The following is a 26,609-nucleotide window of genomic DNA, read 5'->3' as shown; positions in this document are numbered from 1 at the left end:
CGTGCCCCGGTGGGGTGTGCGGGTGGCGGAGCCGCGGGTGGGGTGGAACCCCGGGGATGGGACGGGTAGGGGCGGCGGGGGCGAGAAACACCCCGCCCAGCGCCCCCGCTCACCCCCGCCAGGGCAATTCCGCAGTAATCCGAGTGGGCCCACCCACAGGAGAGTCCACCACCAGAACCCCGTCCACCGCATCGAGCCGCTCCGCCAGCCCCGCAAGCCCGGACCCACCGGAAACATCGGCCCCACCCACACCATCGTCGACAACCTGAAGCATCAACCGGTTCTCGACCCGCCACACATCGACCATGGCCCGCGTCGCCCGCGCATGCTTACTGATGTTCTGCAGCAGCTCTGAGACGGTGAAGTACGCGATCCCCTCGATCGCCGGCGCCGGCCGAGCGGGAAGATCCACGTCCACCTGCACCGGCACGGTGCACCGCGAGGCCACGGAAGACAGCGCCGCATCCAGCCCACGATCGGTCAGCACGGCCGGATGAATCCCACGCGCCAGATCCCGCAGCTCCTGCAACGCCGTCTTCACCTCACCGTGAGCCTCGTCCACCATCCGCGCCGCCGCCCGCGGATCCTCGGTGAGCTTCTCCTTGGCCAGACCGAGCCCCATCGCGAGGTTGACGAGCCGCGCCTGCGCCCCGTCGTGCAGATCCCGCTCGATGCGCCGCAGGTCCGCCGCTGCCGTGTCGACCACGACCCCCCGGTCCGACTCCAGCTCGACCACCCGGCTCGCCAGCCGCGACGGCCCGAGCAGCCCCGCCACCATCACCCGGTCCACCGTGGTCAGCGCCCGCACGATCCACGGCGTGGCCATCGTGATCAGCAGCCCCAGCAGCGCGGTGACGGTGATCTCGAAGGGGTTGTCCAGGTAGATGCGGTGTGTGTCGTCACCGTAGAGCTGGAGGCCGCCCTGCCCGCCGTACACGGGGAAGAGCCAGAACCACAGCGGATACGTCAGCATCGCCCAGCCGTACACCCAGAAACTCAGGGTCACCACGAACGAGAACACCGACCACGGGAACTGCACCACCGAGTACAGCAGATGCCGCCACGCCGAACCGTTCTTGAGGATCGCCCCCATCCACGCCATCGCCCCGTGCTTGCGCACCCGCAGGGGCTCCGGCGCGGCCACCTCGATCCCGAGCAACCCGCGCACCCGCGCCCGCTCCAGCGCGCCGAACCCGAGGACGCCGGCGAGGGCCGCGGCGAGCACCGGGATCCCCAGGAAGGTGACCAGCAGCCCCATGCCGAGCGAGAACATCGTGACGGCGAAGGTGAACATGAGGATGCCGACCGGCAGGCCCGACATCACATAGCCGAACTCGCGCCAGCTGCGCGCCTCGATCGGCGCCCGCAGCGGTGCCGGGAGACGGTGCCGCCGCTCCTCGGCACCCGCCCCGTGGAATCCGGGCCCGCTCGGGTACCCGTACCCCTGTCCGTACTCCGTCGCCATCGGTGTCGTCCGTTCTACTCGTCCTGCTCGTCGGCTCGTACTCCCACCCTGATGTCCCCGGCTCTTCCCGACCATGGAGCGGGTCGGCGTCTTGGGACGGGGGTTTTCCCTACCCCGGAGCCCGACGCCACCCGGAGCCCGACGCCCCTACGCAGAACGCAGGGGCCGCGCCCGCCGAGGCCCGTCCACCGGTCCCGCCCGTCCCACTCGCCCCGTCAGCCCCGACCGTCCCCCCGGTCCCGCCAAGGCAGCTCCGCCGTGATGGTGGTCGGGCCGCCGGGCGGTGAGTCGACGACGAACAGCCCGTCCACCGCGCCCAGCCGGTCCGCGAGCCCCGCCATCCCCGTACCGCCGTCGAGGGCGGCCCCGCCGCGCCCGTCGTCCTGGACCTGTATGAGCAGCCGCTCGTCCGACCGCCACACGTCGACGGACGCGGAGCGCGCCCCGCTGTGCTTGCTGACGTTCTGCAACAGCTCGGACACGGTGAAGTAGGCGATGCCCTCGATGGCGGCGGCCGGTCTCGTCGGGAGGTCGGCCGTCACCTTCACCGGCACGGTGCAGCGCGAGGCGACCGACGACAGCGCCGCGTCGAGGCCCCGGTCGGTGAGGACCGCGGGATGGATGCCGCGGGCCAGATCGCGCAGCTCCTGCAGCGCCAGCTTCACCTCGCCGTGCGCCTCGTCGACCATGGCCGCGACGGTCTCGTCGGCCTGGCCCTCGAGGAGCTTCTCCTTGGCCAGACCGAGCCCCATCGCGAGGTTGACGAGCCGCGCCTGCGCCCCGTCGTGCAGATCCCGCTCGATGCGCCGCAGGTCCGCCGCTGCCGTGTCGACCACGACCCCCCGGTCCGACTCCAGCTCGGCGATGCGCCGCTCCAACTCGTCCGAGGGAGACAGCAGCCCGCGCACCATGGCCCGGTCCACGTTCGTCAGCCCCCGCGCGAGGAACGGCAGCACCGGCCACAGTAGGAACAACGACGTCAGCGTGACCGTGAAGGTGACGATGCCCCACGGCAGCCGGATGAAGTCGTACAGCACCGTCCGCCAGGCCACCGGGTCCCGCAGGCTCGACCACAACCAGGGAAAGAAGCCCGTCCCGCGCACCGGCATCGGGCTCGGCTCGTCGATCCGCACGCCGAGCAGCTTGCGCGCCCGTGCCCGCTCCATCCGGCCCAGCAGCCGTGTGCCCCGCAGCCCGCCCGCGAGCAGCGGCAGCCCGATCGCCGTCACGGCCAGCCCCGCGCCCGTGGAGATGAGCGTCACGACGTACACGAAGCCGAAGACCGAGACCGGCAGATTGGCGAGGAGGTGCGCGATCTCCTTCCAGGTCTGCCGGCCGAGGGCGAAGCGTGGGGGAGGCAGCCGCTCACTGTCGGCCGAATCGTCTGGCATGTCTGATGCATCTGGTAGACCCGGTATGTCCGAGACTTGCGGCGTGTCCGACGGGTCCGAGGGTTGCGGCGTGTCCGACGGGCCGAGGGGGCCGACAGGGATGATGCGTTCGGTCATATTCGCTAGCCTGCCCGGCGGCGAGCCGCGGCGCCATGAGGTCGACCGCCACGATCCACTGGGGAAAACCCCACCCCTTGAGGTGAAAGCGAACGCCGCCGCGCGGTGTACCTGGATGTGCTCGCGAGGTGAAATGGGTAGTGACCGCGAGGTGCGGACGGGAACCCGGTGACACGTGAGCCGGGCGAGTGTGGGAACCCGGCGACGGGCAAGGCGGACGAGTCCCTGACATGTCCCCGATAGCCAATGCGTGACGGGCTGCTTACCGTCTCTTTAGCAGGCCCTAGACTCCCGTCCGTACAGATCGTCGAACGGGGCGCATCACAGCGTGCGCGACGGGGCGCGCGCCGGGCGCAACGAGGTCAGGGAGTGAGGGGCTGACGTGCCGGAACCGACCGTTGTCACGGCAACCGGGGCCGTCGTCGCGGCGGGCTACTTCCAGTCGTACTCGGTCGTCGGACTGCTCGTCGTCGTCGGCGTGCTCTTCGTCGCCGTCGCCTTCGGGGCGGGCCGTCTGCTGCGGCCGGTGGTCCCGACCCCCGAGAAACTCCTGACGTACGAGTGCGGCGTCGACCCCGTCGGCGAGGGCTGGGCCCACACCCAGGTCCGCTACTACGTCTACGCCTTCCTCTACGTCATCTTCGCCGTCGACTCGATCTTCCTCTTCCCCTGGGCGACCGTCTTCGCCGCGCCGGGCTACGGCGCGGCCACCCTCGTGGAGATGTTCATCTTCCTCGGCTTCCTGGCCGTGGGCCTGCTGTACGCATACAAGAAGGGCGTCCTGACATGGACGTGACCCCCTCGGACGTGACCCCCTCGACGACCTCCGAGCAGGCGTCGCTGCCCGAGCCCGTGCTGCTTCCCGAGCCGGTGCTGCTTCCCGAGCCGAAGCGGCTCGGCGTGCTCTCCCGGCTGGCTCCGGAGCCGATGAAGGTGGTTCTGAACTGGGGCCGCCGCTACTCGCTCTGGGTCTTCAACTTCGGCCTCGCCTGCTGCGCGATCGAGTTCATCGCCGCATCGATGGCCCGGCACGACTTCATCCGGCTCGGCGTGATCCCGTTCGCACCGGGTCCGCGCCAGGCCGACCTGATGGTCGTCTCCGGCACGGTCACGGACAAGATGGCCCCCGCCGTCAAGCGCCTCTACGAGCAGATGCCCGAGCCGAAGTACGTCATCTCCTTCGGCGCGTGCAGCAACTGCGGCGGCCCCTACTGGGACTCCTACTCCGTCACCAAGGGCGTCGACCAGATCATCCCGGTGGACGTCTACGTCCCCGGGTGCCCGCCCCGCCCCGAGGCGCTGCTCCAGGGCATCCTCAAGCTTCAGGAGAAGATCGCCCGGGAGTCGCTGGGGGAGCGCTACAGCTCCTCGCCGCGTCCGTCGGCCGCCGCCCTCCAGAGCGACCTGGTGCGTCCGCCCGCCGTGGGGGAGGACCGATGACCGTCGGCTGGCTCCCCGCCCCCGTCGAGGAACTCTTCGGCCCGGAGGCCACGGCCGAGGAGTCGTACGAGGTCCTGACGGTCGACGTACCGCCGACTGCCTGGCTCCCCGCCCTGGAGACCGCGCGCGACTCGCTGGGCTGCACCTACTTCGACTGGTTGAGCGCCGTCGACGAACCCGGCACGGGCTTCCGCGTCGCCGCGCACGTGGTGGCCCTGTCTCCCGTGCGCCGCCTCCTCGTCCGTACGACCGTCCCGCACTCGACACCCGTCCTGGCGACGGCGGTTTCCGTGTACGCCGGCGCCGGCTGGCACGAGCGCGAGACCCACGAGATGTTCGGCGTCACCTTCGAGGGCCACCCGGGCCTGGCCCCCCTTCTTCTCCCCGAGGGCTTCGAAGGCCACCCCCTCCGCAAGGACTTCGTCCTCGCCGCCCGCGTGGCCAAGGCCTGGCCCGGGGCGAAGGAGCCGGGGGAGTCCGATCACGGTGGCCCCAAGCGCCGCCAGATGCTTCCGCCCGGCGTCCCCGACCCCAACGAATGGGGTCCCCTGAAGGGCCAGCTCCCTCCGGCCCCCGCCCGCCCGGCGCGCGGAGCGGCCCGCGCCGCCGGCGACCGCCCGGTGCGGCGGGCCCGCACGGCGGGCGAGGGCTCGGCAAGCCAGGCCACCACCGGCGGCGGCACGGGGACCGATCCCGCCGCTGGTGCCACCACGGCAACTACTACTGCCGCTGCCGGTGCGCAGGCCCCGACACCTCCTCGCCGGGCGCGCAGCGCGAGCCAGGGCTCGGCGACGCAAAGGACACAGGCCACCGAGCCGCCCGCTGCCGCCGCACCAGCAAGGCCCGCGGCGCCGCGCAGCTCCGATGCCCCTTGGCACCACGCCCGCCCTGCGTTCGACGAGCAGGAGCAGGAACCGAAGCAGGAGCAGGGGCAGGAACCGAAGCAGGAGCAGGAGCAGGAGCAGGAGCAGGAGCAGGAGCAGGAGCAGGAGCAGGAGCAGGAACCGAAGCACGAGCTGGAGTCGAAGCAGGAGCAGGAATCCAGTTCGGACTCGGAGCCGGGGGCCACCCCGGAGCCCGCAGCCGCCCCGAGTCCCGACCCCGAGGGCACCGCGAAACCCCCGGCGTCCGCCGATTCGGACTCCGACTCGGACCCTGGCTCCACCCCCACCCCCGAAGACCCCACCCCCGAAAACCTCACCCCAGACGACCCCACCCCCAGAAACCCAACCGGAGGCACGCAGTGAACGACGCTCTCGACGTCGCCGTACGCCTCCTCGTCGTCTTCGTGGTGTTCCTGACGTTCCCCCTGATCGTCGGTCAGACCGAGCACAAGGTGATGGCCCACATGCAGGGCCGCCTCGGCCCGATGTACGCCGGCGGCTTCCATGGCTGGGCCCAACTCGTCGCGGACGGCGTGAAGTTCGCCCAGAAGGAAGACATCGTCCCCGCGGGTGCGGACCGCCGTATCTTCCAGCTCGCCCCGGCCGTCGCCCTCCTCCCGTACCTTCTCGTCCTTCTCGCCATCCCGATCGGCCCGGGCGAGGGCGCCGTCGGCCAGGTCGTCGACGCGGGCATCTTCTTCGTTCTCGCCGTGATGGGCGTGGGTGTCCTCGGCTCGCTCATGGCGGGCTGGGCCTCGGCCAACAAGTTCTCCCTCCTCGGCGGCCTGCGCACCGCCGCCCAGCTCCTCGCGTACGAACTCCCGATGCTGCTGACCGCCGCCTCCGTCGCGATGGCGGCCGGCACGGTCTCCCTGCCCGGCATCGTCGCCGCCTTCGAGTGGTGGTGGGTGCCCTGGCAGATCGTCGGCGCGGTCGTCTTCTTCGTGGCGGGCCTCGCCGAACTCCAGCGCCCGCCCTTCGACATGCCCGTCGCCGACTCGGAGATCATCTTCGGCGCGTACACCGAGTACACCGGCCTGCGCTTCGCGCTCTTCCTCCTCGCCGAGTACGCCGGGATCGTCGTCCTGTGCGGTCTGACCACCGTCCTCTTCCTGGGCGGCTGGCACGGTCCGTGGGGTGCCGACGGCCTCGGCTGGGTCTGGACCCTCCTGAAGACGGCCCTCCTCGCCTTCGTCGTGATCTGGCTGCGCGTCACCTACCCCCGCCTGCGCGAGGACCAGCTCCAGAAACTCTCCTGGACCCTCCTCGTCCCCCTCTCTCTCGCCCAGATCGCCCTCACCGGCATCGTCAAGGTGGTGATCTCGTAACCATGGCCGAGCCTCTCCCGCCCACCCGTCCCCGCATTCCTGGCTCCGGACTCGCCAAGGGCCTGGCCGTCACCCTCCGCACGATGACGAAGAAGACCGTCACCGCGCAGTACCCGGACGCCCAGCCCGAACTCCCGCCCCGCTCCCGCGGCGTCATCGGCCTGTTCGAGGAGAACTGCACGGTCTGCATGCTGTGCGCCCGCGAGTGCCCGGACTGGTGCATCTACATCGACTCCCACAAGGAGACGGTCCCGCCGGCCGCCCCCGGTGGCCGCGAGCGCAGCCGCAACGTCCTCGACCGCTTCGCGATCGACTTCTCCCTGTGCATGTACTGCGGTATCTGCATCGAGGTCTGTCCTTTCGACGCGCTGTTCTGGTCCCCGGAGTTCGAGTACGCGGAGACCGACATCCACGAACTCACCCACGAGCGCGACAAGCTCCGCGAGTGGATGTGGACGGTTCCGGCCCCGCCCGCCCTCGACCCCGGCGCCGAGGAACCGAAGGAACTGGCCGCCGCCCGCAAAACAGCCGACAAGTTCGCCGCCGAGGCAGCCACGGCAGCCGAGGCAGCCGAACTCGCGGCGCAGACAGCCGACCAGGCTGTCCAGCCCGAACCCCCGGCCACGGACACGCCTACGACCACAGGCACGACCGCGGACCCGACCACACGCACGACCCCGGGCCCGACCGCGGGCACGCCCGAGCCCTCCAAGCCCTCCAAGCCCTCCAAGCCCTCCAAGCCCTCCAAGCCCTCCAAGCCCTCCGACCCGCAGGACGGTGCGTCGTGAGCCTCGCAGCAGCCACGGCCGCCGCGGCGCGGGCCACGACCACCGCCGCCGAAAGCCATGGCTTCCTCTCCCCGACGGGCGTCGAGATCGCCTTCCTCCTCGTCGGCCTGGTCACCTTCGGCGCGGCGATCGTCACCGTCACCACCAAGCAGCTGGTACACGCCGCCCTGTGGCTGGTGATGGCGCTCGGCGGCCTCGCCGTCGAGTACCTCCTGCTCACGGCCGAGTTCATCGCCTGGGTGCAGGTCCTCATCTACGTCGGTTCCGTCGTCGTCCTCCTTCTGTTCGGTCTGATGCTCACCAAGGCGCCGATCGGCCGCTCCCCGGACGCCGACTCCGGCAACCGCTGGGCCGCCCTCACCGTGGCCGTCGCCGCGGCCACCGCCCTTGTCTGGGTGGTCGTGGACGCCTTCCGCACCACCTGGGTCGACCTGAAGGGCCCCGCCGCCGGCTCCACCGAGGTCACCGGAGCGAGCCTCTTCCAGAACTGGGTCCTCCCCTTCGAGGCCCTCTCCGTCCTCCTCCTCGCCGCCCTCGTCGGCGCGATCGTCCTCTCCCGCAAGGCGAAGGCGGACGCGACCACCACTGCGGACGCGACCACCCCCGCGGGCACCGCCTCCCCCGCGGGTGCCCAGAGCCGCCGGAGCGAGAGGGAAGGGACCCGCTGATGCACCTCGCCTATCCCGCCGTGCTCTCCGCCCTCCTCTTCTGCACGGGCCTGTACGGCGTCCTCGCGCGCCGCAACGCGATCCTGGTCCTGATGTCCGTCGAGCTCATGCTCAACGCCGTCAACCTGAACCTCGTCGCCTTCGACGTCTGGCTCTCCAGGACCGCCCGCGACACGCTCCACTCCGGCCAGGCCCTGACCCTGTTCACCATCGCCATCGCGGCCGCCGAGATCGGCATCGGCCTGGCGATCGTCCTCGCCGTCTACCGGGGCCGCGGCACCTCGGACATCGACAAGCTCCGCGACACCGCCGAGGGCCCCGCCCCGGACGGCTCCCACGGCGACGGCACCGAAGAAGCCCCCGTCACGGGAGACGAGAAGGCTGAGGCCACCGCGTGACCACGACCACCCTCGCCGTCCTCGTCCCCCTCCTTCCGTTCCTGGGCGCCGCGGCCGGACTCCTCCTCGGCCGCACGGCCCCCGGCTACGTCCGCCCCCTCGCGGTACTCCCGTCCCTCACCTCGCTCGTCCTCGCCGTACTGGTCGCCGTGCGCCAGGGCGGCGGCCAGGCCATCAACGCGGCCACCGAACTGACGCCCACCGGCTCGGTCCCGATCGAACTCTCCCTGCACATCGACGGCTTCGCCGCTCTCGTCGCCGTACTCGTCGGCGTCGTCGCCTCCTGCGTGCAGATCTACTCGACGGGCTACCTGCGCAACGACCCGCGCTACCCCTCGTACGCCGCTCTCGTCTCCCTCTTCACCTCCGCGATGCTGCTCGTCGTCTACTCCGGCGACCTGATCGTGCTCCTGGTCGGCTGGGAGGTCATGGGCATCTGCTCGTACTTCCTGGTCGGCCACTACTGGGAGACCCCCGAGGCCCGTGCCGCCTCGATCAAGGCCTTCCTGGTCACCAAACTCGGCGACGTCCCCTTCCTCATCGGTCTGTTCGCCCTCGGCACCGACGCCGGGTCCTTCCGCATCACCACGGTCCTCGGCACCGTCGCGAGCGGCGGACTGCACCATCCGACGCTGGTCGCCCTGCTGCTCCTCGCCGGCGTGGCGGGCAAGTCGGCGCTGTTCCCGCTGCACACCTGGCTGCCCGACGCGATGGCGGGCCCGACACCCGTCTCCGCCCTGATCCACGCCGCGACGATGGTCGCCGCCGGTATCTACTTCGTAGCCCGGCTCCTCCCCGTCTTCCAGGCCTCCTCGGCCGCGATGGTGGTCCTCGCCGTCATGGCCGCCGTCACGATGGCGGGCTCGGCACTCGCCGCACTCGCCCAGGACGACATCAAGCGTGTGCTCGCATACTCGACGATCGGCCAGCTCGGCTACATGGCCGGCGCCCTCGCCGTCGGCGACCGCGGTGCCGCCGTCTTCCACCTCCTGTCCCACGGCGCCTTCAAGGCGCTGCTGTTCCTCGCCGCCGGCCTGATCATCCACGCCTCCGGCACCAACTCGCTGGCCGTCATGTCCCGCATGACTGGCCTGCGATCCCGCGTCCCCGACGCCTACTGGACGATGACCGTGGCGCTGCTCGCGCTCGCCGCGATCCCGCCGTTCAGCGGCTTCTTCTCCAAGGAGGCCGTCCTCGGCGCGGCCGAGCACGTCGCCACCGGTCACACCGAGCACGCCCCCGGCTCCGCGGGCTGGATCGTCCTCATCGCCGGTCTGGTCACCGCCGTACTCACCGCCGCGTACGCGACCCGGCTGTGGCTGCTGACCTTCCACGGCCGGGGCGTCGAGGCCCCCGACCACGGCAAGGAACCACGCAGCATGACGGTCGTGCTCTGGGTGCTCGCCGTCCCGTCCCTCGCCTTCGGGCTCGCGTACGGCGCGCTGCCCGGCTGGTTCGACGGCCGCGACCTGACACCGGTCCTCACCACCTCCGTCCTCGGCACGGGGCTCGCCCTGGTCGGCGGGATCGTCACCTACGGCGCCTGGCGGCATGCCACCGCGCTGGCTCCCCGCGTACCGATGGGCGCGGTCGTGGCCCACCCCGACGCCGAGCCCGCGCGGGTCGAGGCGGAGGCGATCGCCAGCCACGCACCCGCGTTCGGAGACATGGCCTACGCCCCCGATCCGGCGGACCCCGGACGGCTGCTGCTCGGCCCGCTGCACCGGCACGCGGCCGTCGGCTTCCACCTCGACGCCGTGTACCACGTGCTGTTCGTCCGCCCCGTCCAGGCCGGAGCCACACTCGTCCGGTTCCTCGACCGTGAGGTCGTCGACACCTACGTACGCGGTGCCGCCGCCCTACCCCGCCTGCTCGGTGCCGCCGTACGGCGCGCGCAGACCGGCAATGTGCAGACCTATGTGAGCGCGCTGCTCGCCGGCACCGTCGTCCTGGTGGTCGCCGCCCTCCTCGTCGCCACGGGAGCGTGAGCAGGCGTGATCGATATCAGTGAATCCGTGATGCAGATTCTTCTCGCGTTGATCGTCGTAGGGCCGCTCATCGGGGCCGCCGCCGCTCTCCTGCCCGCGCCGCCCGGAATGAAGGGAAAGTCGCCGGACCAGGCCGTGCTGCGGCACGGTGTGATCGTCACCGGCGTGGTGCTCATCGCCGCGATCGTCCTCGCGCTCGGCTTCGACCATGACCACCCGTCGAAGATGCAGGCCACGACGGACATCAGCTGGATCCCCGCACTCGACGTGCGGATCCACCTCGGCATCGACGGCATTTCCCTCCCCCTTCTGGTCCTGACCGCGCTGCTGACCTTCCTCTGCGCGCTCTACAGCTACTTCAAGATGCCCGCGGGGCCGACCCCGAAGGCCTTCGTCGCACTGCTGCTCGTCCTCGAGGCCGGCACCCTCGCGACCTTCGCCGTCCTCGATCTGCTGCTGTTCTTCCTCGCGTTCGAGACGGTGCTCATCCCGATGTACTTCCTCATCGCCCGGTGGGGCGGTGCGCAGCGCCAGGCCGCGGCCTGGAAGTTCATCCTCTTCACGCTGCTCGGTTCGGTCGTCATGCTGCTGGGCCTGCTCCTGATCGGAATCAAGGCGGGCACATTCGACATGGTGGCACTCGCCACTGACAACGGCCGGTCGCTGACCACATCCGTGCAGGTCATCGCCGTTTTGGCGATCGGAATCGGGCTCGCGGTCAAGACGCCGATGTGGCCGCTGCACAGCTGGCTGCCGGACGCCCACACCGCCGCGCCCACCGTCGGCTCGGTCCTGCTGGCCGGTGTACTGCTGAAGATGGGTACGTACGGTTTCGTCCGGATTCTGCTGCCGATCGCGCCGGACGGCATGCACACCTTCGCCCCCTACCTCGCCGCCTTCGCCGTGGTCGGGATCATCTACGGATCCCTGGCCTGCCTGGCCCTCGCGAAACAGGGCGCGAAGGGCGATCTCAAGCGGCTCATCGCGTACTCGTCCGTCGGCCACATGGGATTCGTCCTGCTCGGCATCGCGACGATGACCCCGACCGGCGTGAACGGCGCGCTGTTCGCCAACATCGCCCACGGCCTCATCACCGGACTTCTCTTCTTCCTCGTCGGGGCGCTGAAGGACCGCACGGGCACCACCGACCTCGACACCCTCGCCGAGGAGACCGGTGCCGCCCTCTACGGCAAGGCTCCACGTCTCGGCGGCCTCCTCGCCTTCGCCGCCGTCGCCTCGCTCGGGCTCCCGGGCCTCGCCGGATTCTGGGGCGAGATGCTGGCACTGTTCGGCGCGTTCAAACCCGCCGCCGACCTCAGCCGCCCCGCGTATCTGACGTTCATGGCGATCGCCGCCTTCGGCACGCTGCTCACGGCCGCGTACATGCTCGTCGTCGTACGCCGTGTGTGCATGGGCGAGACCCCGCGGCAGGAGGCGCCGAAGCTCGCCGACGTCCAGAGCTACGAGTTCGCGGCCTGGACGCCGCTCGTCGCCCTCACCGTCGTCGCCGGTCTGTGGCCCAAGGCCCTCCTCGGCCTGACCGACCCGGCCGTACAGCAGCTCCTCGCAGGAGGCACCCGATGAGCTCCCTGGTCCAGTCCGTCGACTGGCTCGCGATCGCGCCGCCCACCCTCACCGCGGTCGTCGGACTTGTCGTGCTCGTCGCCGACCTGTTCATCGGAGAGGACAAGAAGGCGGTACTCGGCTGGGTGTCGGTGGCGGGGCTCGCCGCGTCCGCGCTCATGCTGCTGCCCCTCCTGGACGGCGACCGCGCCACCTTCTGTCTGACGGGCGAGGCGCACGCCTGTAGCTACACGGCGGACCGCTTCACCCTCGTCATCCAGTTCCTGGTCCTCGGCGGCGCGCTCCTGGCAGCACTGCTGTCGGTCACGGCCCTGAAGGACGCCAACAAGGAACTCCCCGAAGGGGAGTTCTGGTTCCTGCTGCTCTCCTCGGCCGCGGGCGCCGCCCTGCTGCCTGCCTCCCGCGACCTCGCGACGCTCATCGTCGCCCTCGAAGTCGCCTCACTGCCCGCCTTCGCACTCGTCGGCATCAAACGCGGCGACAAGAAGTCCTCCGAGGCGGCCCTGAAGTTCTTCCTGTCCTCCGTCACCGCGACCGCCGTGAGCCTCATGGGCGTCAGCTTCGTCTACGCGACGACCGGCACCCTCTACCTCACCCAGATCGCGGACAAGATCCAGCACGTCGACGGACAGTTCCACACCCTCGCCCAGACGGGCGTCGTCCTCACCCTCGTCGGCTTCGCCTTCAAGACGGCCGCCGTGCCCTTCCACTTCTGGGTGCCCGACACCTACGTGGGGGCGCCTTTGCCGATCGCCGCCTACTTGTCGGTCGTCGGCAAAGCGGTCGGCTTCTCCGGTTTGATCCTCGTCACCGTCGTCGCCCTCCCTTCGTACGCGGACGTCTGGGGCCCAGCACTCGCCGCGCTGGCCGCCCTCACCATGACCGTCGGCAACGTCGGCGCCCTGCGCCAGCAGGCCACGCGCGCGTACAGCGCGGTCCGCCTGCTCGCCTGGTCCTCCGTCGGCCAGGCCGGCTACCTCCTGGTCCCGATCGCGTCCGCCGGCTACTCCAAGGACGCCGGCAAGGCCGTAGGCTCCACCGTCGCGTACGCCCTGATGTACGCGGCCGTGAACCTCGGCGCCTTCGCCGTGGCCGCCCTCGTCGCCCGTACAAGCCCCCTGAACCGCATCAGCGACTACCGGGGCCTGTACGCGTCGCGCCCCCTCTCGGCCCTCCTCCTCGGCTTCTTCCTGCTGTGCCTCGCGGGGCTGCCGCCGGGCATCATCGGCCTCTTCGCGAAGGTCACCGTCTTCTCGACGGCCGTCGACGCCGGGCTCGGCTGGCTGGCCGTGATCATGGCCGTCAACGTCGTGATCGCGCTCTTCTACTACCTCCAGTGGACGACGCTGCTCTTCCGTGCCCCCGAGGGCGAGCCCGAGAAACACCGCGTCCCGGCCCCACTGACCGCCGCGATCGCCCTGACGGCAGTCCTGGGCATCGCCCTCTCCGGAGCACCCCAGCTGGTCCTGCGCTTCTCGGCCACCGGCCTGTTCTGACACCGTCACCCGCACGGCCTACGCGCGCCACCGCCCGCACAAGGGAACTAGTGCTCCCCGCCTGGCGTTGACCAGTACGGGAGGGTCCACTGAAGAGTGGACGCAAGGCTTCAGCAAGCAAAGGGTTCCCCTGCCGCACCACTTGGAGGGCGTACCGTGCACCGCCGGCACAACGGGCTCAGGACCGCCGTACTCCTCGGGGGACTGTCCGCACTCATCATCGTCATCGGCAGCTTCTTCGGGCGTACCGGCCTCGTCGTCGCGCTGTTCATCGCGATCGGGACGAACGCGTACGCGTACTGGAACAGCGACAAACTGGCTCTACGCGCGATGCGCGCACGCCCGGTGAGCGAATTCGAGGCCCCGGCCCTGTACCGCATCGTCCGGGAGCTCTCGACCCAGGCCCGCCAGCCCATGCCGCGCCTGTACATCTCACCGACGGAAGCGCCGAACGCGTTCGCGACGGGACGCAACCCCCGCAACGCGGCGGTGTGCTGCACCGAAGGCATCCTGCGCATCCTGGACGAACGCGAGCTGCGCGGCGTCATCGGCCACGAGCTCAGCCATGTCTACAACCGCGACATCCTGATCTCGTCGGTCGCGGGCGCCCTCGCCTCCGTGATCATGTTCCTGGTGAATTTCGCCTGGCTGATCCCAGTTGGCCGTTCGAACGACGACGAGGGTCCCGGCATCCTCGGCATGCTGCTGATCATGATCCTGGGTCCGCTCGCCGCGTCCCTCATCCAGCTGGCCATCAGCCGCTCCAGGGAGTACGAGGCGGACGCGTCCGGCGCCCAGCTCACCGGCGACCCCCTCGCCCTCGCCAGTGCCCTGCGCAAGCTCGACGCGGGCACCAAACAACTGCCGCTGCCCCCCGAGCCGCGCATCGAGACCGCGAGCCACATGATGATCGCCAATCCCTTCCGCCCGGGCCAGGGAATGTCGAAGATGTTCTCCACGCACCCGCCGATGGCGGAGCGCATCGCCCGGCTCGAGCAGATGGCAGGTCGCCAGCAATGAAGACAATCCTGAACGTCATTTGGCTCGTCCTGAGCGGCTTTTGGCTGTTCCTCGGCTACTTGGCCGCCGGCTTGCTGTTGTGCATCACCATTATCGGCATCCCGTTTGGCATCGCGGCCTTCCGTATCGGCGTCTACGCCCTGTGGCCCTTCGGCTATACGACGGTGGAGCGCCGCGACGCGGGCGCGCCCTCCTGCATCGGCAACGTCCTGTGGCTGGTCCTCGCGGGCTGGTGGCTCGCCCTCGCCCACATCGTGACCGGCATCCTCCTGTGCATCACGATCATCGGCATCCCGTTCGGCATCGCCAACTTCAAGCTCATCCCGGTCTCGTTGCTCCCGCTGGGCCGCGAAATCGTCCGCACGGACGAGCCGTTCGCCACGCGCTGACGGGGCGGCGCGGGGGTGCAGAATCCGAAGTACGCCGTGGCGGCGTACAGCAACAGGGGCGTCGGCGAGTCGATATGGGCCTTGTGCAAGGACGCCACTGACGAGCTCTACGCCGATCCGCTCCCTCCGCCGCGCGTCCGGTACGAACTCCTCGGCTGCGCACCCCGGGGCGAGCTGGCCGGGGCCATGGAGCGGGCCCGCACCACGGGCTCCGCTCCGTTGGGCCGCTTATTGGTGCGGACCCTCGACGCCACGCACACCCCGGTCGGGGAGAAATGGCCACTGGAGTACGCAAGGGTCCTCGGTGACCGCCCGTGCCCGCTCGACCCGACGCTGCGCGACATCACCGTCGAGGCGTCGGCGGTCCCGGACACTCAGCCCGAATGCCCCCAACGGCCGTTATTCTCCGCGGGACACCGACTCCTGGGCGCGGGCGGCGAGCCGTGGGGCCAGTGCAGGGACCTCGGCCAAGTCCCCGTCGAATTCCTCGAACCGGCCGAGCCGCCGGTGCGCCTGCTCGGCTGCTCCCCGCGCGGATCCCTGCGAGACGCGCTCGAAGCGGGCGACGAGGACCTGGGGCATGCTCGCGTGCTGCGCCTCAACCGGATCGGCCGGACGGTCGGCTCCGTACTCGAAGGCGAGATCATCGCGTGGATCCCCTCCGCGCACGGCCGGGGCCTGGTCGATCTCACCCTCGACCCCTGGTCGCGGCGGCTTCCCACAGCAGCCCGGGAGGCCTGGGACGTGTGGTGGCACGAACGCCAGTCCGAGCCGAACAGCTGGGTCCGATGCAGCCCACAGGGGCGCGAGTTCTGGCTCGACCGAGCCCGGGAAGGAACGAACCCGTACGGGCCCGACCCAGAGCCCGGCTCCACCTACCACCTTGACGGCCGCCACGTCACCGACGCGCCGGCCTTCCACTGCGCGCTGGGCGAGGCGGTGAACGGTCCCGGCGGTTACTTCGGCCACGACCTGAGCACCGTCGCCGACCGCCTGCGAGGCGGCTACGGCGCCGAGCCGCCCTTCAGCCTCGTCTGGCACGACGCCGACGTCGCCCGCACCTGCCTCGGCGTGACACCGTGCCGCGACCGCAGACCCCCGACATTCGAGGAACTCCTCGCCTTCCTCACCGAGAACGGTGTCGACGTACGCATCGCCTGATGGGTTATCCACAGGCCGCCCGATTGTCAGTGCCGCGCTGCATCATGAACCCATGACCGAAATCGAGCAGTTGCTGGCACGGGTCGGTACGGAGGCCCGCAACACCCGCCCGTGGGGCTGGCCTTCGCTCCCCGAGCCCGTGGACGCGGCGGCGGTCACCCGCGCCGAAGCCGTCCTGGGGTTCACCCTGCCGCCACTGCTCGCCGCGCTCTACCTGCGGATAGGGGACGGCGGCTTCGGTCCGGAGTACGGTCTGTTGCCGCTGCTCGACGGTTCCCCGTCAGGCGAGCCCGCCGCCGTCCCGCAGTACCTCGCCCACCGGGAGAGCGGCCGCCAGGACCCCGACTGGCCCTGGCCGGAGGGCGTCCTGCCGATATCCCACTGGGGCTGCGGGATGTACGCGTGCGTGGACTGCCGCAGCCCCCGGGGCACGGTCCTGCTCTTCGAGCCGAACGCCGACGAGGCCGACCACGCCTGGTACGTGGACGCACCCGACCTGGTGGCGTGGCTGGGCGCCTGGCTGGAGGGCTCCGGCTGGTACGAGGAATCCAACGGCGACACGGACTTGGCCCCCTGGCCCGACTTCCGCATACGCACGGCGGCGGCACAGACCTCGTAGCGACCCGCCCACCACCGAGGCCCCGCCGGTGGCTACCGCGAGGCCGCCCACACCCTCACGCCGTACGCCGCCGCCCCCACAGCCAGCACAGCCACGCCCGCGACCACCGAATCCGCCGGCAGCGCGAACGCCAGGGTCACACATCCGACGAGTCCCACCACCGGCACCACCCGCGCCGCCGGAGCGGGACTCAGCGTCCAGGCGGACGCGTTGGCCACGGCGTAGTACGCCAGTACACCGAAGGAGGAGAACCCGATCGTGCCCCGCACGTCCACCGTCGCGGCCAGCGCGGCGATCACCGCGCCCACGGCCAGCTCCGCCCGGTGCGGCACCTGGAGACGCGGATGCACGGCGGCCAGCACGCCCGGCAGGTGACCGTCGCGGGCCATGGCCAGCGTCGTCCGTGAGACGCCCAGGATCAGGGCGAGGAGCGAGCCGAGCGCGGCCACGGCCGCACCCACCCGCACCACCGGCACGAGCCCCGGCACACCGGCCGCCCGCACCGCGTCGGCCAGCGGCGCCGAGGCGCGCCCGAGCCCGTCCGGCCCCAGCACCGAAAGGACCGCCACCGCGACCGCGGCGTACACGACGAGCGCGACACCCAGAGCCGTCGGGATCGCGCGTGGAATGGTGCGCGCCGGATCCCGTACTTCCTCACCGAGCGTCGCGATCCGCGCGTATCCGGCGAACGCGAAGAACAGCAGCCCCGCCGCCTGGAGCACTCCGCCCGCGCCACCGGAGACCCCGACGTCGAGCCGCCCGGCGTCGGAGGCGTCCGAACCGAGACACACGACCACCACGGAAGCGAGGACCGCGAGGACCACCGAAACGATCACGCGGGTCAGCCAGGCGGACTTCTGCATGCCGCCGTAGTTCACCGCTGTGAGGACCACCACGGCCCCGACCGCCACCGCGTGCGCCTGCCCCGGCCAGACATACGTGCCCACGGTGAGCGCCATCGCCGCACAGGAGGCCGTCTTCCCGACGACGAACGACCAGCCCGCCAGATACCCCCAGAAGGCGCCGAGACGCTCACGCCCGTACACATATGTGCCACCGGAGGCGGGATACAGAGCGGCCAGCCGTGCGGAGGACATCGCATTGCCGTACGCGACCACGGCCGCGACCGCGAGTCCGAGGAGCAGACCGGACCCGGCCGCCCGTGCCGCGGGGCCCAGCGCCGCGAAGATCCCGGCACCCACCATCGACCCGAGCCCGATGACCACGGCGTCCCCGACGCCCAGGGTTCGCCGCAACTCGGATCCAGACCGTGTCATGGGCGGCACCCTACTGATCGCTGCAACCGACCGCCGCCGACGGGGCGTCCTTCCCGAAGACGTGCCAGGAACACCAGCAAGACCCGGCTGCTCGAACTCGAAGGCATGACACAGCAGGTCCGGAGCAGGATCACAGCACAGGGACAGCGCGGAGAGGCAGGTTCAGGGCATGGGCATCATCAGCTGGATCATTCTGGGACTGTTGGCGGGAGCCATCGCCAAATTCCTGCTGCCGGGCCGTGACCCGGGCGGCTTCATCGGCACGACCGTCATCGGCATCGCGGGCGCCTTCATCGGCGGCTGGATCTCCGCGCGCTGGCTGGACCACCCGATCGCCAAGCAGTTCTACGACGGGGCCACGTGGGCCGCCGCGATCGGCGGCTCGCTCGTCCTGCTCATCCTCTACCGCATCCTGTTCGGCGACTCGCGCCGTTGAGCGCGTGCCCCGAGGCCGCAGCCAGCAGGCGAGAAGGGTGGGCACCTCCGGGGGCCCACCCTTCCTCGTACGCGCAACTTCGCTCGTAGGCGCAATGAACCACCGGCCGAAGCCGGTTGACGGCTACCGGTAGTTCACGTACTGCAGGGCGAAGTCGAAGTCCTTGCCCTTGAGCAGCGCCTGCACGGCCTGCAGGTCGTCACGGCTCTTGGAGCTGACGCGCAGCTCGTCGCCCTGCACCTGCGCCTTCACGCCCTTCGGGCCCTCGTCGCGAATGATCTTCGCCACCTTCTTCGCGTTCTCCTGGGAGATGCCCTCCTCGATGGACGCGAAGATCTTGTACTCCTTGCCGGAGAGCTGGGGCTCGCCCGCGTCCAGCGCCTTCAGCGAGATACCGCGCTTGACCAGCTTGGTCTCGAACACATCGAGGATGGCCTTGACCCGCTCCTCGGAGTTCGCCTCCATCAGGATCTTCTCGCCGGACCAGGAGATGGAGGCGCCCACGTTCTTGAAGTCGTAACGCTGCGAGATCTCCTTGGCGGCCTGGTTGAGGGCGTTGTCGACCTCCTGCCGCTCGACCTTCGAGACGATGTCGAAACTGGAGTCGGCCATGTCCTGTGGCTCCTTGTATCGGGGTGCGTAGGGGCGGCCGTCGAACCCGGCGTAGGTCCCCGGCCGCATCCGCATAAGCCTAGCCACCCCCTCCCCTCCAAGCGCAGATCAATCGGGTGGCGAAGCATCCCCGAGCATCAGGTATCGTTTACGTCGTTGCCAGGGAGCACCGCCGAAAAGCGGCCCCAAAGCAGCAACCCCGGCGGTGTGCCCGAGCGGCCAAAGGGAGCAGACTGTAAATCTGCCGGCTCAGCCTTCCCAGGTTCGAATCCTGGCGCCGCCACATGAAGGTAGACCCCCTCCGATCTGCGGAAACGTAGATCGGAGGGGGTCTCTTCGTTATCGATTCCGATCTTTCGATCGGAATCGATATGAGATGACTTGTCTCATCCTGTCTCGCGTGGATCCCACTCCTCATCAGCCTGCCCACCCCCAGGCATCCCCCCGGGGCGGGCGGACGGTCGCTCCGGCTCGTTCCACTCCCGCAGGGCAGCGTCCGTCCGCCGATTGGCTCGCTCCTGGGTCTGCGCGAGCGCCTTCGCGTAGACCCTGAACAGCACCGCGACCGTGTGACCTGCCCGCCGGGCGCATTCCATCGGTCCACGCCGGAGCTCAGCCAGAAGGAGCCCTCGGCATGACGCAGGTTAGGGCCGCCGTGCGAGCGGGGAAGCGACCTCAGCCGCGCTGAGCACTTTTTCCCGAGCTTTTGCCCAGACCTCCCCGTACCCGGTTTCTTGCCGCAGGCCCCCGCGGCTGGTCCGAAACGGCCGCAGGTCAGTCATCCCATACCGGCGGACGCAGATCCGGCAGACTGGGACGGCTTTTGAGAACCGTCATGGTGCGAGTCGGCGTGGGTTCAGATCCCACACCCACCGTCAGGCGAACGGCCTCTGACCGGGTGAAACAGTCAGAGACCGTGGTGTTGTCCGAGCAGGATTCCCCTACTGCTCGTAAGGGTTGAAGCACTTGAGCGCGGCCCAGCCATAGATGACCTTGTGGTCCTTGCGCACCACCTTGCCGTAGATCCAGGCCTTGTCCACCTTGATGTCCTTGTAGCCCTTGTAGTCCACCTTCGTGCCGTTCATGAGGTCGCCCTTGTAGGCGACGCCAGTGATCTTCGCGCTGGTGTTGGAGTTCGCTCGTATGTTGACCGAGCTGCACGTCGCCTTCAGCTTCCAAGTGGAAGCTGCCGAGGCGGACTCGGCACTCAGTCCGAGCGCCCCTATGGCGAGGGCGGAAGCGCTCAGAATCGCCACCAGTGACTTCTTCAGCATTGCCGTGCTCCTTATCGACTATCGGCTCCGACTGTCCACGGCAAGCACGGCCGACCGTGTCCGGCTGCCCGCGTGGACAGACGCGACTGTCTAGTAAACCCCCGCGAGCAGGCCGGATTTCGACAGGTCGTCGACGATCCTTCGATAGATCGTCAACGGCCTGACTCCTGCTTTGCGCGGTCAGGTCCCGTGACAGCAAACGTAGTTGGCGATTGGCACGCGTTACGCGGGCGGGTTCTCAGGGGCGGCGGCCCGTCATCCGTACTGCCGCGGCGATCGTCGAGTGGGTCTCGGGGAAGGGAGACGGCAGCGTCTGGGGCTGGGGAGGAAACCTGAGGGGGCGTGGGGCGATGGCACCACCGGGTGGGCCGGTCCAGCCATCCTCGGTGGGCCGGATCGATACGATCCCCCTGGTAGCTGCGACCTCACGGACAGTGGGACGCTCGTGCGTCGAGTAGCGAACCGGGCGGCGCTGCAGTGCGGCCCCGAGAGTCGTTTGCGTGTTTGCCGGACGGTCGCTCGTTGAAAGGGTCCCCTAACGTCGGCTGGGGTTAGCGGCCGACTCCGAGACGCGGGATTCTGGTGATACGCCGGCCGCGGAGCTTCGAACAAATGTGGGCTGGAGCGCATCTCACGCTTTGTGAAGCCCACCTCAGGCTCATACGGCCATCAGCGCGACGGATACCCGTCGCGTCTTCCGGAAGGAGGCCGGGCGATGAATGTCCTTTCGTACCGTGACCGTAGAAGCGCGACAGCGCCACCGGGGCTCCCCGGCCGGGTCACGACCGCACGCAGACTGAGCACCGCTGCCGCTGTGGCGGCGGTGCTTCTGGCGGGCTGTGGCACGGGCACCCCCAAGGCGTCCCCGCACTCCAGTGGCCCCGACGTGTCCCTCGCCCCGCCCGTCACGCGTTCCCCCTCCTCTTCGTCCCTCGCTCCGTCCCTCACCACTGCCGCCGCCACGTGCACCAACAGCACGAAGCTGGCCGGGTGGTCGAACCGCCGGCTGGCCATGCTGACCATCGCCGTCCCGGTGTCGGAGACCTCGGTGTCCGGCGTCACCTCCGAGGTGAGCGCCGGTGCGGGCGGTGTGCTTCTGTTCGGCAGCAAGGCGCCGTCCGACCTCGGCTCGCGGCTGACCGCCCTGAAGTCCCACGTACCCGGCCACCTGGGCCTGCTGGTGATGACCGACGAGGAGGGCGGCGGCATCCAGCGCATGTCGAACCTCGTCGGGTCCCTGCCCTGGCCCGCGTACATGGGTGCACACTGGACCCCGGCCCAGATCCAGCAGAACGTCACCAAGGTCGCTACCAAGATGGCGGCCGCCCAGGTGAACATGGACCTCGCGCCGGTGGTCGACGTCGACGGCAGGAACGTGGCCCCCAGCCGGACCAACCCTGACGGATGGCGGTCCTTCAGCGGCAACACCTCGGTGGTCTCCAAGGCCGGCGTCGCGTACATGAACGGGTTGCGCGCCGGAGGCGTGATACCCGTCGTCAAGCACTTCCCGGGCCTTGGCGGCTCGAGCTACAACTCCGACTTCGGCCCCGCACGCACCCTGCCCTGGTCCACCCTGCAAAAGGTGGGCATCCCGCCGTTCACAGCGGCCATCAAGGCCGGTGCCCCGGCCATCATGGTCTCCAACAACATCGTGCCGGGCCTGGGCACCAATCCGGCGAGCCTGTCACCCACCGCCATCGGCTCCGAGCTGCGCGGCAAGCTGGGATTCAAGGGGCTCGTGGTCACCGACTCGCTCAGCGCGAAGGCGATCTCCGCCGCCGGCTTCAGTGTCCCCGCCGCGGCCGTCCAGGCCCTGCGCTCTGGTGCCGACATGGTCATGTTCGACCTGGGGGGCAACGTCAGCTCCCAGACGTCCTCGATCGCCTCGGCCATCACCAATGCGGTGGGCGGCGGACACCTCGCCCGCAGCCGCCTCATCGACGCGGCAGGGCACGTTCTGGCCGTCCGGCACGTGAATCTCTGCTCCTGAGGGAGAGTGGACGCAGCCCAGCCCTTGCCCAGTCAGGGCTCCTGAGGGCGAGTGGACGCAGCCCGTGCCCAGTCGGGCCGGCCACGCCTGTCAACACCCGTAGGTCAGGGGCCGGCCCCCGCGCGGTCTGCGAATCCGCCGACTCGGCCTTCCCAGGTTCGAACCCTGGCGCCGCCCGGCGTGCCCGAATGGGGTACCGCCGGTCATCGGGGCCGAGCGCCTGCCTCGGCCGCTGAGCGCGTGCCTCGCCCCGGGCGCGGCGTTCAGCGGCCGGCGAAGCGAGTGCCCCGGTACGCATGCGTTGCCCCACCATCAGCCTTGACGTGACCGCGCCACAGCCCTACTGTCGCGACGCCATGTGTTCATGTTGACATACGCAGTTCATGCACATGAACGCTTCGTGCTGAGAGACACGCGCGCCCGCCAACCGAGCCCACTGAGCCGACAGGAAGGCACCCCCCATGCGCATGCGTACGCTGCTCACTTCCCTGGCCACCGCCACCGCCGTCACCGGCGGCCTGGCCCTTGTGGCTCCCGCCGCGCCGGCCAGTTCGCTTTCCGCCGCCGCGGGCGTGGCCGGCGCACCCGGCGGCCAGCGCGGTACCAACGTCGTTTCCTCACCCATGGCGGACCCGTCCGTCGCGCCCGGTGGGAATTTCGACCTGTCGGTATGGCAGCTTCAGGAGCCGGTGGGCTCTCCCGGCTCGCCGACGACGATCCCGTCCTCCCGGCTTCAGGGGGCCAACGGGTTCCAGGACTCGTACTTCTACACGGACACCCGTGACGGCGCGATGACCTTCTGGGCACCGGAGAAGGGCGTCACCACACCGAACTCGAACTACGCCCGCTCCGAACTGCGGGAGATGAACCGCGACGGCACCGCCGCCGACTGGTCGCTCAGCGGCACGCATCAAATGAAGGCGACGCTAAGGGTCGTGTCCGTCACATCGAACGTCTGCGTAGGACAGATCCACCTCGGCACAGGAGGCTCGTCCACCAAACCGCTGCTGGAGCTGTACTACCGGTCGAGCGGTGACATCGTCCTCGGCACGGAGAACTCACCCTCCGGAGGGCAGACACTGCACACCGTCGGCCATGTATCGGTCGGCAAGACATGGGACTACACGATCGCAGTCTCGGGCGGACACACCGTCGACCTGACGGTCAACGGGAGCACCACGCACTACGCCATCCCGTCGTCGTTCGACGCCTACAAGCAGTACTTCAAGGCCGGCTCGTACAACCAGTCGTCCTCCGACAGCACCACCAAGGGCGCTCGGGTCGCCTTCTACGGCCTCACCGTCTCCCACCGTTGAGCGCAACGTTTCCGCAGGTCACGAGGTTAGATCATGCTGGCATGCTCTCGCCTTGAGGCCACGGGTTCGGGCGGCGTCGGGGCCTGCCGCACCGCCTTTTGCGGCCGGGGCCGGGGCCGGGTCGGGTGCTGTCGGTGCGGCTGCTGCCCGCCGGGCAGACTGATCTCATGTCATCGCGTCGTAGGAACTGCCCCGAGTGCCGTCGGGAGATCGCCATCGTGGCGGGACGGTTCGCCCGGCATGATCCGGCTGGTGTGCGGGGGAGCGGGGAGCTGGTCTCGTGTCCCGGGTCGCGGCGGCCGGCGCAGCTGGGGGCGGCCCAGCCGGCGTTGGACGGGTACTCCGTGCCCGACTTTCCCGGGCAGCTTCCGTTGTTCTGAGCGGGGCCGGCGGATGGTCCAGCCCAGCCCGGTCCAGCCCGGTCCAGCCCAGCCCAGCCCGGTCCGGTCCGGGCGGTGGCTAGTTCCCCGCGACCGATTTGACCGCCACCGAAATCGGCGTCGAGCCGCCGATCAACTCCAGAGTCAGTCCGGCCGTCGCAGGAGTCTCCACCAGCTCCGCCAGGACCGCGGCGACGTCGTCCCGTGGGATCGCTCCGCGGCCGGTCGAGGCCTCCAGGCGTACGAGGCCGGTACCGGCGTCGTCGATCAGCGATCCGGGGCGCAGGATCGTCCAGTCCAGGGACGTACGACCGCGTACGTACTCGTCGGCCTCGCCCTTGGCACGCAGATACAGGTCGAAGACGTCGTCGCCCGGGTGCGCCGGGTCCGCGCCCATGGACGACACGACGACATGGCGCCGTACGCGCGCTCGTTCCGCGGCGTCGGCGAACAGGACGGCGGCGCCCCTGTCCACCGTCGCCTTGCGGGCCGGACCGCTGCCCGGGCCCGCGCCCGCCGCGAAGACGGCCGCGTCCGCGCCCTGCAGATGGGCGGCGACCTCCTCCACCGAAGCCGACTCCAGATCGCAGAGGACCGGCTCGGCACCGGCCGCCCGCAGATCGTCGCCCTGCTCGGCGCGGCGGATGATCCCCGCGACCTCGTCACCGCGCGCGGCGAGCAGTCGCTCCAGCCGCAGCGCGATCTGACCATGACCTCCAGCGATGACAATGCGCATGTTTCCGACCGTACGCCCGGATGGACCCGTTCGCCGCACGACCCTGTGGACAACTCAGGGGTCTCTCGAGTCGTCCACAGGGGCGCGCGGCGGCGGAGGCCGTCATGCACTCGGTCCGTGTGGTGAACAGGGGGCGCTCGGGGGCGGTTGCGGCCGTGCGTGCACAACGTGTGGGGTCGTGGAGGGTAGTTGTGGCTAGGAAGGTTCTCCGCGTCCCTGTCGGGGCAGGTCCAGCCCCGCCGCTGCCGCAGAGTTGCAGTACTCCCGCACCGCGCTGGTCCGCGCCACCACGCGCCCCCGGTGCACCACGATCCGGCTGTACGCGAGCGACAGTGCCCCTGCCAGCCGGTTTCCGCGCACCGCGAGCAACTCGGCCGGGAAACCGGCTTCCACGCGTACCTCGGGCAGTCCGAGGGCAGCCCGGGCGCCGGAGCTCACGGCGTCGTACGCGTCCTCGGGGCGCAGACCGTGCCGTGAGGCCAGCAGGTACGCGGCCTCCAGGGGGTCGCCGCGGCCCACCGGGTTCGATACGTCCCGGAGGGCGCCGCTGCCCGCCGCGATCCGTACCCCGGCTGCCCGCAGCATCCGTACCGGAGCCGTTCCGCGCCGGTCCACGCCTCCGCAGCCGCCCTGCGGCAGGCACACCACGGTCACGCCCGCCGCGGCGAGTTGGTCGGCCGCCCGGGAGGCCACCTCCATCGGCAGCCGGCCGAGGCCGCCGCACGGGCCGAGCGTCACTCCGGACCGCAGTCCGCCCGCCATTGCCGCGAGCCGGGCGAGCCGGGCGGGATCGGAGGCGTCCGTGTGCAGGTCGACCGGGCAGCCGTGTTCAGAGGCGAGTTCCAGGACCGCCTCCACGTACCCCGTCGGATCCGGGTCGGCGTCCGGGCAGCCGCCCACCACCGAAGCGCCCATCTTCACGGCGTCCCGCAGTATCGCGAGCCCGTCGGCACCGGCGGCCCCGGTGAGCACCCGCGGCATCGCCACCGTCGTCAGCTCGGCCAGCCCGCGCAGCGCCCGCCGCGCCTGGAGCACCGCCGCCAGCGCGTCGAGGCCCTGTACGTCGCCGACGCGCACGTGCGAGCGCAACGCCGTCGCCCCGTGCCCGAGTTGCAGCAACGCGGCCTCGGTGGCCCGGCGCTGGACCTCCTGGGTGTCGTACGAGAGGGGGCCGTCGCCGTCGGCCGTCAGGGCCGTGTCGCCGTGTGCGTGGGGCTCGGCGGGGGCCGGCAGGAGCAGGTAGCCGTCGAGGTCCACCTTCGCGGCGCGCGAGCCGAAGGCGGGTGTCGCCAGGCTCCCGACGGTGCCGACCGCCTCGATGCGCCCGCCGCCCAGCCGCACGTCCACAGTCCGGCCGTCGGTGAGCCGCGCGCCGCGCAGCAGGGTGGCGGTGTCGGTCTGTCCCCACGAGGAGTGGGGTGGCTGCGGCTGACTGTCGGGCATCGCGCTCCTGGGGCTCGGGGGCGGCTGCTGGGAGGGGCGACTGGGGAGGTGGGCGCTTCCGCGGTGGGGGGTGCGGGGTGGCCGGAGGTGATGGGGCGGGAGGTGACGGGGTGGAGGGGTGGGGCGACGTCGTGGGGAGTGAGGGGCAAGATCACGCAGCGTGAGTCGAGCCTAGGGTGGCTAGCCCTTCTCGTCCGGGAGGAGCGCAATAGTCGTACCGGTGTGGGCCGTGCACGGACAGAAAGCGGGAGATGAGAGCCGGACACGCGAGTCGGGGCGGCCGGACGGAGTCGCTGGTCAGCCGGGCCGTGAGGCTGGAGCCGGGAGCTGTTGGCCGGGCGGTGTGCCCGTGATTCGTGGGGCGGGAGCGGCCGGAGTCGCGGCCGTGACGCACCGTTCGTGAGGGGCC

General features: G+C 70.3%; 25 protein-coding genes, 1 tRNA gene and 1 pseudogene. 19 read left to right on the top strand and 8 right to left on the bottom strand.

The genetic code is table 11. The features are described 5' to 3' along the window. Positions 1 to 109: 109 nt before the first annotated feature. Both ABZ656_RS00535 and ABZ656_RS00530 read right to left on the bottom strand, forming a co-directional pair. The gene (locus ABZ656_RS00535) at positions 110 to 1,465 is read right to left on the bottom strand and encodes a sensor domain-containing protein (protein ID WP_360263028.1); all 1,356 of its coding nucleotides are present in this window, start codon (positions 1,463 to 1,465) and stop codon (positions 110 to 112) included. A gap of 215 nt (positions 1,466 to 1,680) precedes the next feature. Continuing rightward, the gene (locus ABZ656_RS00530) at positions 1,681 to 2,856 is read right to left on the bottom strand and encodes a sensor domain-containing protein (protein WP_360263025.1); all 1,176 of its coding nucleotides are present in this window, start codon (positions 2,854 to 2,856) and stop codon (positions 1,681 to 1,683) included. Between the two features lie 499 nt (positions 2,857 to 3,355). Here ABZ656_RS00530 and ABZ656_RS00525 point away from each other — a divergent pair, with 499 nt between their 5' ends. From ABZ656_RS00525 to ABZ656_RS00460, 14 genes are all read left to right on the top strand, one after another. After that, on the top strand, positions 3,356 to 3,769 hold the full coding sequence (locus tag ABZ656_RS00525) for an NADH-quinone oxidoreductase subunit A (RefSeq protein WP_075028564.1): 414 nt from the start codon (positions 3,356 to 3,358) through the stop codon (positions 3,767 to 3,769). Further along, positions 3,760 to 4,413, top strand: a complete 654-nt coding sequence (locus ABZ656_RS00520) for an NADH-quinone oxidoreductase subunit B family protein (protein WP_360263022.1) — start codon at positions 3,760 to 3,762, stop codon at positions 4,411 to 4,413. Before ABZ656_RS00525 ends, ABZ656_RS00520 begins: the two co-directional genes overlap by 10 nt. Further along, positions 4,410 to 5,660, top strand: a complete 1,251-nt coding sequence (locus tag ABZ656_RS00515; RefSeq protein WP_360263019.1) for an NADH-quinone oxidoreductase subunit C — start codon at positions 4,410 to 4,412, stop codon at positions 5,658 to 5,660. Before ABZ656_RS00520 ends, ABZ656_RS00515 begins: the two co-directional genes overlap by 4 nt. Beyond that, on the top strand, positions 5,657 to 6,625 hold the full coding sequence (locus ABZ656_RS00510) for a complex I subunit 1 family protein (RefSeq protein WP_101400073.1): 969 nt from the start codon (positions 5,657 to 5,659) through the stop codon (positions 6,623 to 6,625). The genes ABZ656_RS00515 and ABZ656_RS00510 overlap by 4 nt, the downstream gene beginning before the upstream one ends. Positions 6,626 to 6,627: 2 nt before the next feature. Next, positions 6,628 to 7,413, top strand: a complete 786-nt coding sequence (locus tag ABZ656_RS00505; protein WP_360263015.1) for an NADH-quinone oxidoreductase subunit I — start codon at positions 6,628 to 6,630, stop codon at positions 7,411 to 7,413. Then, a complete protein-coding gene (locus tag ABZ656_RS00500; protein WP_101400075.1) occupies positions 7,410 to 8,081 on the top strand; it encodes an NADH-quinone oxidoreductase subunit J in 672 nt (223 codons plus the stop codon). Before ABZ656_RS00505 ends, ABZ656_RS00500 begins: the two co-directional genes overlap by 4 nt. Next, a complete protein-coding gene (gene nuoK, locus ABZ656_RS00495) occupies positions 8,081 to 8,479 on the top strand; it encodes an NADH-quinone oxidoreductase subunit NuoK (protein ID WP_054228323.1) in 399 nt (132 codons plus the stop codon). The genes ABZ656_RS00500 and nuoK overlap by 1 nt, the downstream gene beginning before the upstream one ends. Beyond that, positions 8,476 to 10,467 (top strand): NADH-quinone oxidoreductase subunit L, encoded by a 1,992-nt coding sequence (locus ABZ656_RS00490; protein WP_360263010.1) that lies wholly within the window; start codon positions 8,476 to 8,478, stop codon positions 10,465 to 10,467. The genes nuoK and ABZ656_RS00490 overlap by 4 nt, the downstream gene beginning before the upstream one ends. Positions 10,468 to 10,473: 6 nt before the next feature. After that, entirely contained in the window at positions 10,474 to 12,051 is a 1,578-nt protein-coding gene (locus ABZ656_RS00485) for an NADH-quinone oxidoreductase subunit M (protein ID WP_360263007.1), read from the top strand. Next, a complete protein-coding gene (locus ABZ656_RS00480) occupies positions 12,048 to 13,547 on the top strand; it encodes an NADH-quinone oxidoreductase subunit N (protein WP_360263004.1) in 1,500 nt (499 codons plus the stop codon). The genes ABZ656_RS00485 and ABZ656_RS00480 overlap by 4 nt, the downstream gene beginning before the upstream one ends. Before the next feature lie 156 nt (positions 13,548 to 13,703). Continuing rightward, positions 13,704 to 14,567, top strand: coding sequence for a zinc metalloprotease HtpX (htpX, locus tag ABZ656_RS00475; protein WP_060901518.1), 864 nt, complete (start codon positions 13,704 to 13,706; stop codon positions 14,565 to 14,567). After that, positions 14,564 to 14,956 carry a YccF domain-containing protein gene (locus ABZ656_RS00470; protein WP_101400079.1) on the top strand — a complete coding sequence of 131 codons (393 nt, stop codon included), beginning with the start codon at positions 14,564 to 14,566 and terminating at the stop codon, positions 14,954 to 14,956. The genes htpX and ABZ656_RS00470 overlap by 4 nt, the downstream gene beginning before the upstream one ends. 15 nt (positions 14,957 to 14,971) lie before the next feature. After that, positions 14,972 to 16,117, top strand: coding sequence for a barstar family protein (locus tag ABZ656_RS00465; protein WP_101400080.1), 1,146 nt, complete (start codon positions 14,972 to 14,974; stop codon positions 16,115 to 16,117). 52 nt (positions 16,118 to 16,169) lie between these two features. Beyond that, entirely contained in the window at positions 16,170 to 16,736 is a 567-nt protein-coding gene (locus ABZ656_RS00460) for an SMI1/KNR4 family protein (protein WP_101400081.1), read from the top strand. Between the two features lie 32 nt (positions 16,737 to 16,768). Here the strand turns inward: ABZ656_RS00460 and ABZ656_RS00455 are convergent, their stop codons facing one another. After that, on the bottom strand, positions 16,769 to 18,013 hold the full coding sequence (locus ABZ656_RS00455) for an amino acid permease (RefSeq protein WP_101400082.1): 1,245 nt from the start codon (positions 18,011 to 18,013) through the stop codon (positions 16,769 to 16,771). Between the two features lie 169 nt (positions 18,014 to 18,182). Between ABZ656_RS00455 and ABZ656_RS00450 the strand changes: the two genes are divergently transcribed. Next, a complete protein-coding gene (locus ABZ656_RS00450; RefSeq protein WP_054228314.1) occupies positions 18,183 to 18,449 on the top strand; it encodes a GlsB/YeaQ/YmgE family stress response membrane protein in 267 nt (88 codons plus the stop codon). 123 nt (positions 18,450 to 18,572) lie between these two features. On the opposite strand, the gene ABZ656_RS00445 is transcribed toward ABZ656_RS00450, so the two are convergent. Continuing rightward, a complete protein-coding gene (locus tag ABZ656_RS00445; protein ID WP_101403673.1) occupies positions 18,573 to 19,061 on the bottom strand; it encodes a YajQ family cyclic di-GMP-binding protein in 489 nt (162 codons plus the stop codon). A 201-nt stretch (positions 19,062 to 19,262) separates the two neighbouring features. On the opposite strand from ABZ656_RS00445, the gene ABZ656_RS00440 reads away from it, so the two are divergent. Further along, a tRNA-Tyr gene (locus tag ABZ656_RS00440) sits at positions 19,263 to 19,344 on the top strand. 181 nt (positions 19,345 to 19,525) lie between these two features. Here ABZ656_RS00440 and ABZ656_RS00435 read toward each other — a convergent pair. Together ABZ656_RS00435 and ABZ656_RS00430 are read right to left on the bottom strand one after the other, a co-directional pair. Beyond that, positions 19,526 to 19,837, bottom strand: a pseudogene (locus ABZ656_RS00435) (site-specific integrase); the annotation flags it as partial. 165 nt (positions 19,838 to 20,002) lie between these two features. Beyond that, entirely contained in the window at positions 20,003 to 20,335 is a 333-nt protein-coding gene (locus ABZ656_RS00430) for a hypothetical protein (protein WP_101400083.1), read from the bottom strand. Positions 20,336 to 21,149: 814 nt separating this feature from the next. Between ABZ656_RS00430 and ABZ656_RS00425 the strand changes: the two genes are divergently transcribed. From ABZ656_RS00425 to ABZ656_RS00415, 3 genes are all read left to right on the top strand, one after another. Next, positions 21,150 to 22,325: a glycoside hydrolase family 3 N-terminal domain-containing protein gene (locus ABZ656_RS00425; protein ID WP_360262995.1), complete on the top strand. Its 1,176-nt coding sequence runs from the start codon at positions 21,150 to 21,152 to the stop codon at positions 22,323 to 22,325. 461 nt (positions 22,326 to 22,786) lie between these two features. Next, positions 22,787 to 23,641 carry a polysaccharide lyase family 7 protein gene (locus tag ABZ656_RS00420; protein ID WP_360262992.1) on the top strand — a complete coding sequence of 285 codons (855 nt, stop codon included), beginning with the start codon at positions 22,787 to 22,789 and terminating at the stop codon, positions 23,639 to 23,641. 167 nt (positions 23,642 to 23,808) lie between these two features. Continuing rightward, complete coding sequence (locus ABZ656_RS00415) at positions 23,809 to 24,021, top strand: hypothetical protein (protein ID WP_101403675.1); 213 nt, start codon at positions 23,809 to 23,811, stop codon at positions 24,019 to 24,021. A gap of 79 nt (positions 24,022 to 24,100) precedes the next feature. Here ABZ656_RS00415 and ABZ656_RS00410 read toward each other — a convergent pair whose 3' ends face one another. Beyond that, positions 24,101 to 24,757 (bottom strand): NAD(P)H-binding protein, encoded by a 657-nt coding sequence (locus tag ABZ656_RS00410; protein ID WP_101400085.1) that lies wholly within the window; start codon positions 24,755 to 24,757, stop codon positions 24,101 to 24,103. 195 nt (positions 24,758 to 24,952) lie between these two features. Continuing rightward, a complete protein-coding gene (locus tag ABZ656_RS00405; RefSeq protein ID WP_101400086.1) occupies positions 24,953 to 26,200 on the bottom strand; it encodes a hydrolase in 1,248 nt (415 codons plus the stop codon). Positions 26,201 to 26,609: the final 409 nt, after the last annotated feature.

The sequence above is a fragment of the Streptomyces sp. NPDC007095 genome (assembly GCF_040634475.1).
GTDB lineage: Bacteria > Actinomycetota > Actinomycetes > Streptomycetales > Streptomycetaceae > Streptomyces.
The sequence above is the reverse complement of the archived record's forward strand: the minus strand, read 5'-3'. Positions and strand labels throughout refer to the sequence as shown.

Bases quoted from the DNA above. Each gene is read 5' to 3' on its own strand.
- ABZ656_RS00405 (WP_101400086.1), bottom strand. From the start codon at position 26,200: ATGCCCGACAGTCAGCCGCAGCCACCCCACTCCTCGTGGGGACAGACC.
- ABZ656_RS00445 (WP_101403673.1), bottom strand. From the start codon at position 19,061: ATGGCCGACTCCAGTTTCGACATCGTCTCGAAGGTCGAGCGGCAGGAG.
- ABZ656_RS00470 (WP_101400079.1), top strand. From the start codon at position 14,564: ATGAAGACAATCCTGAACGTCATTTGGCTCGTCCTGAGCGGCTTTTGG.
- ABZ656_RS00420 (WP_360262992.1), top strand. From the start codon at position 22,787: ATGCGCATGCGTACGCTGCTCACTTCCCTGGCCACCGCCACCGCCGTC.
- nuoK (WP_054228323.1), top strand. From the start codon at position 8,081: ATGCACCTCGCCTATCCCGCCGTGCTCTCCGCCCTCCTCTTCTGCACG.
- ABZ656_RS00520 (WP_360263022.1), top strand. From the start codon at position 3,760: ATGGACGTGACCCCCTCGGACGTGACCCCCTCGACGACCTCCGAGCAG.
- ABZ656_RS00410 (WP_101400085.1), bottom strand. From the start codon at position 24,757: ATGCGCATTGTCATCGCTGGAGGTCATGGTCAGATCGCGCTGCGGCTG.
- ABZ656_RS00535 (WP_360263028.1), bottom strand. From the start codon at position 1,465: ATGGCGACGGAGTACGGACAGGGGTACGGGTACCCGAGCGGGCCCGGA.
- ABZ656_RS00415 (WP_101403675.1), top strand. From the start codon at position 23,809: ATGTCATCGCGTCGTAGGAACTGCCCCGAGTGCCGTCGGGAGATCGCC.
- ABZ656_RS00430 (WP_101400083.1), bottom strand. From the start codon at position 20,335: ATGCTGAAGAAGTCACTGGTGGCGATTCTGAGCGCTTCCGCCCTCGCC.
- ABZ656_RS00515 (WP_360263019.1), top strand. From the start codon at position 4,410: ATGACCGTCGGCTGGCTCCCCGCCCCCGTCGAGGAACTCTTCGGCCCG.
- ABZ656_RS00450 (WP_054228314.1), top strand. From the start codon at position 18,183: ATGGGCATCATCAGCTGGATCATTCTGGGACTGTTGGCGGGAGCCATC.
- ABZ656_RS00460 (WP_101400081.1), top strand. From the start codon at position 16,170: ATGACCGAAATCGAGCAGTTGCTGGCACGGGTCGGTACGGAGGCCCGC.
- ABZ656_RS00480 (WP_360263004.1), top strand. From the start codon at position 12,048: ATGAGCTCCCTGGTCCAGTCCGTCGACTGGCTCGCGATCGCGCCGCCC.
- ABZ656_RS00505 (WP_360263015.1), top strand. From the start codon at position 6,628: ATGGCCGAGCCTCTCCCGCCCACCCGTCCCCGCATTCCTGGCTCCGGA.
- ABZ656_RS00455 (WP_101400082.1), bottom strand. From the start codon at position 18,013: ATGACACGGTCTGGATCCGAGTTGCGGCGAACCCTGGGCGTCGGGGAC.
- ABZ656_RS00530 (WP_360263025.1), bottom strand. From the start codon at position 2,856: ATGCCAGACGATTCGGCCGACAGTGAGCGGCTGCCTCCCCCACGCTTC.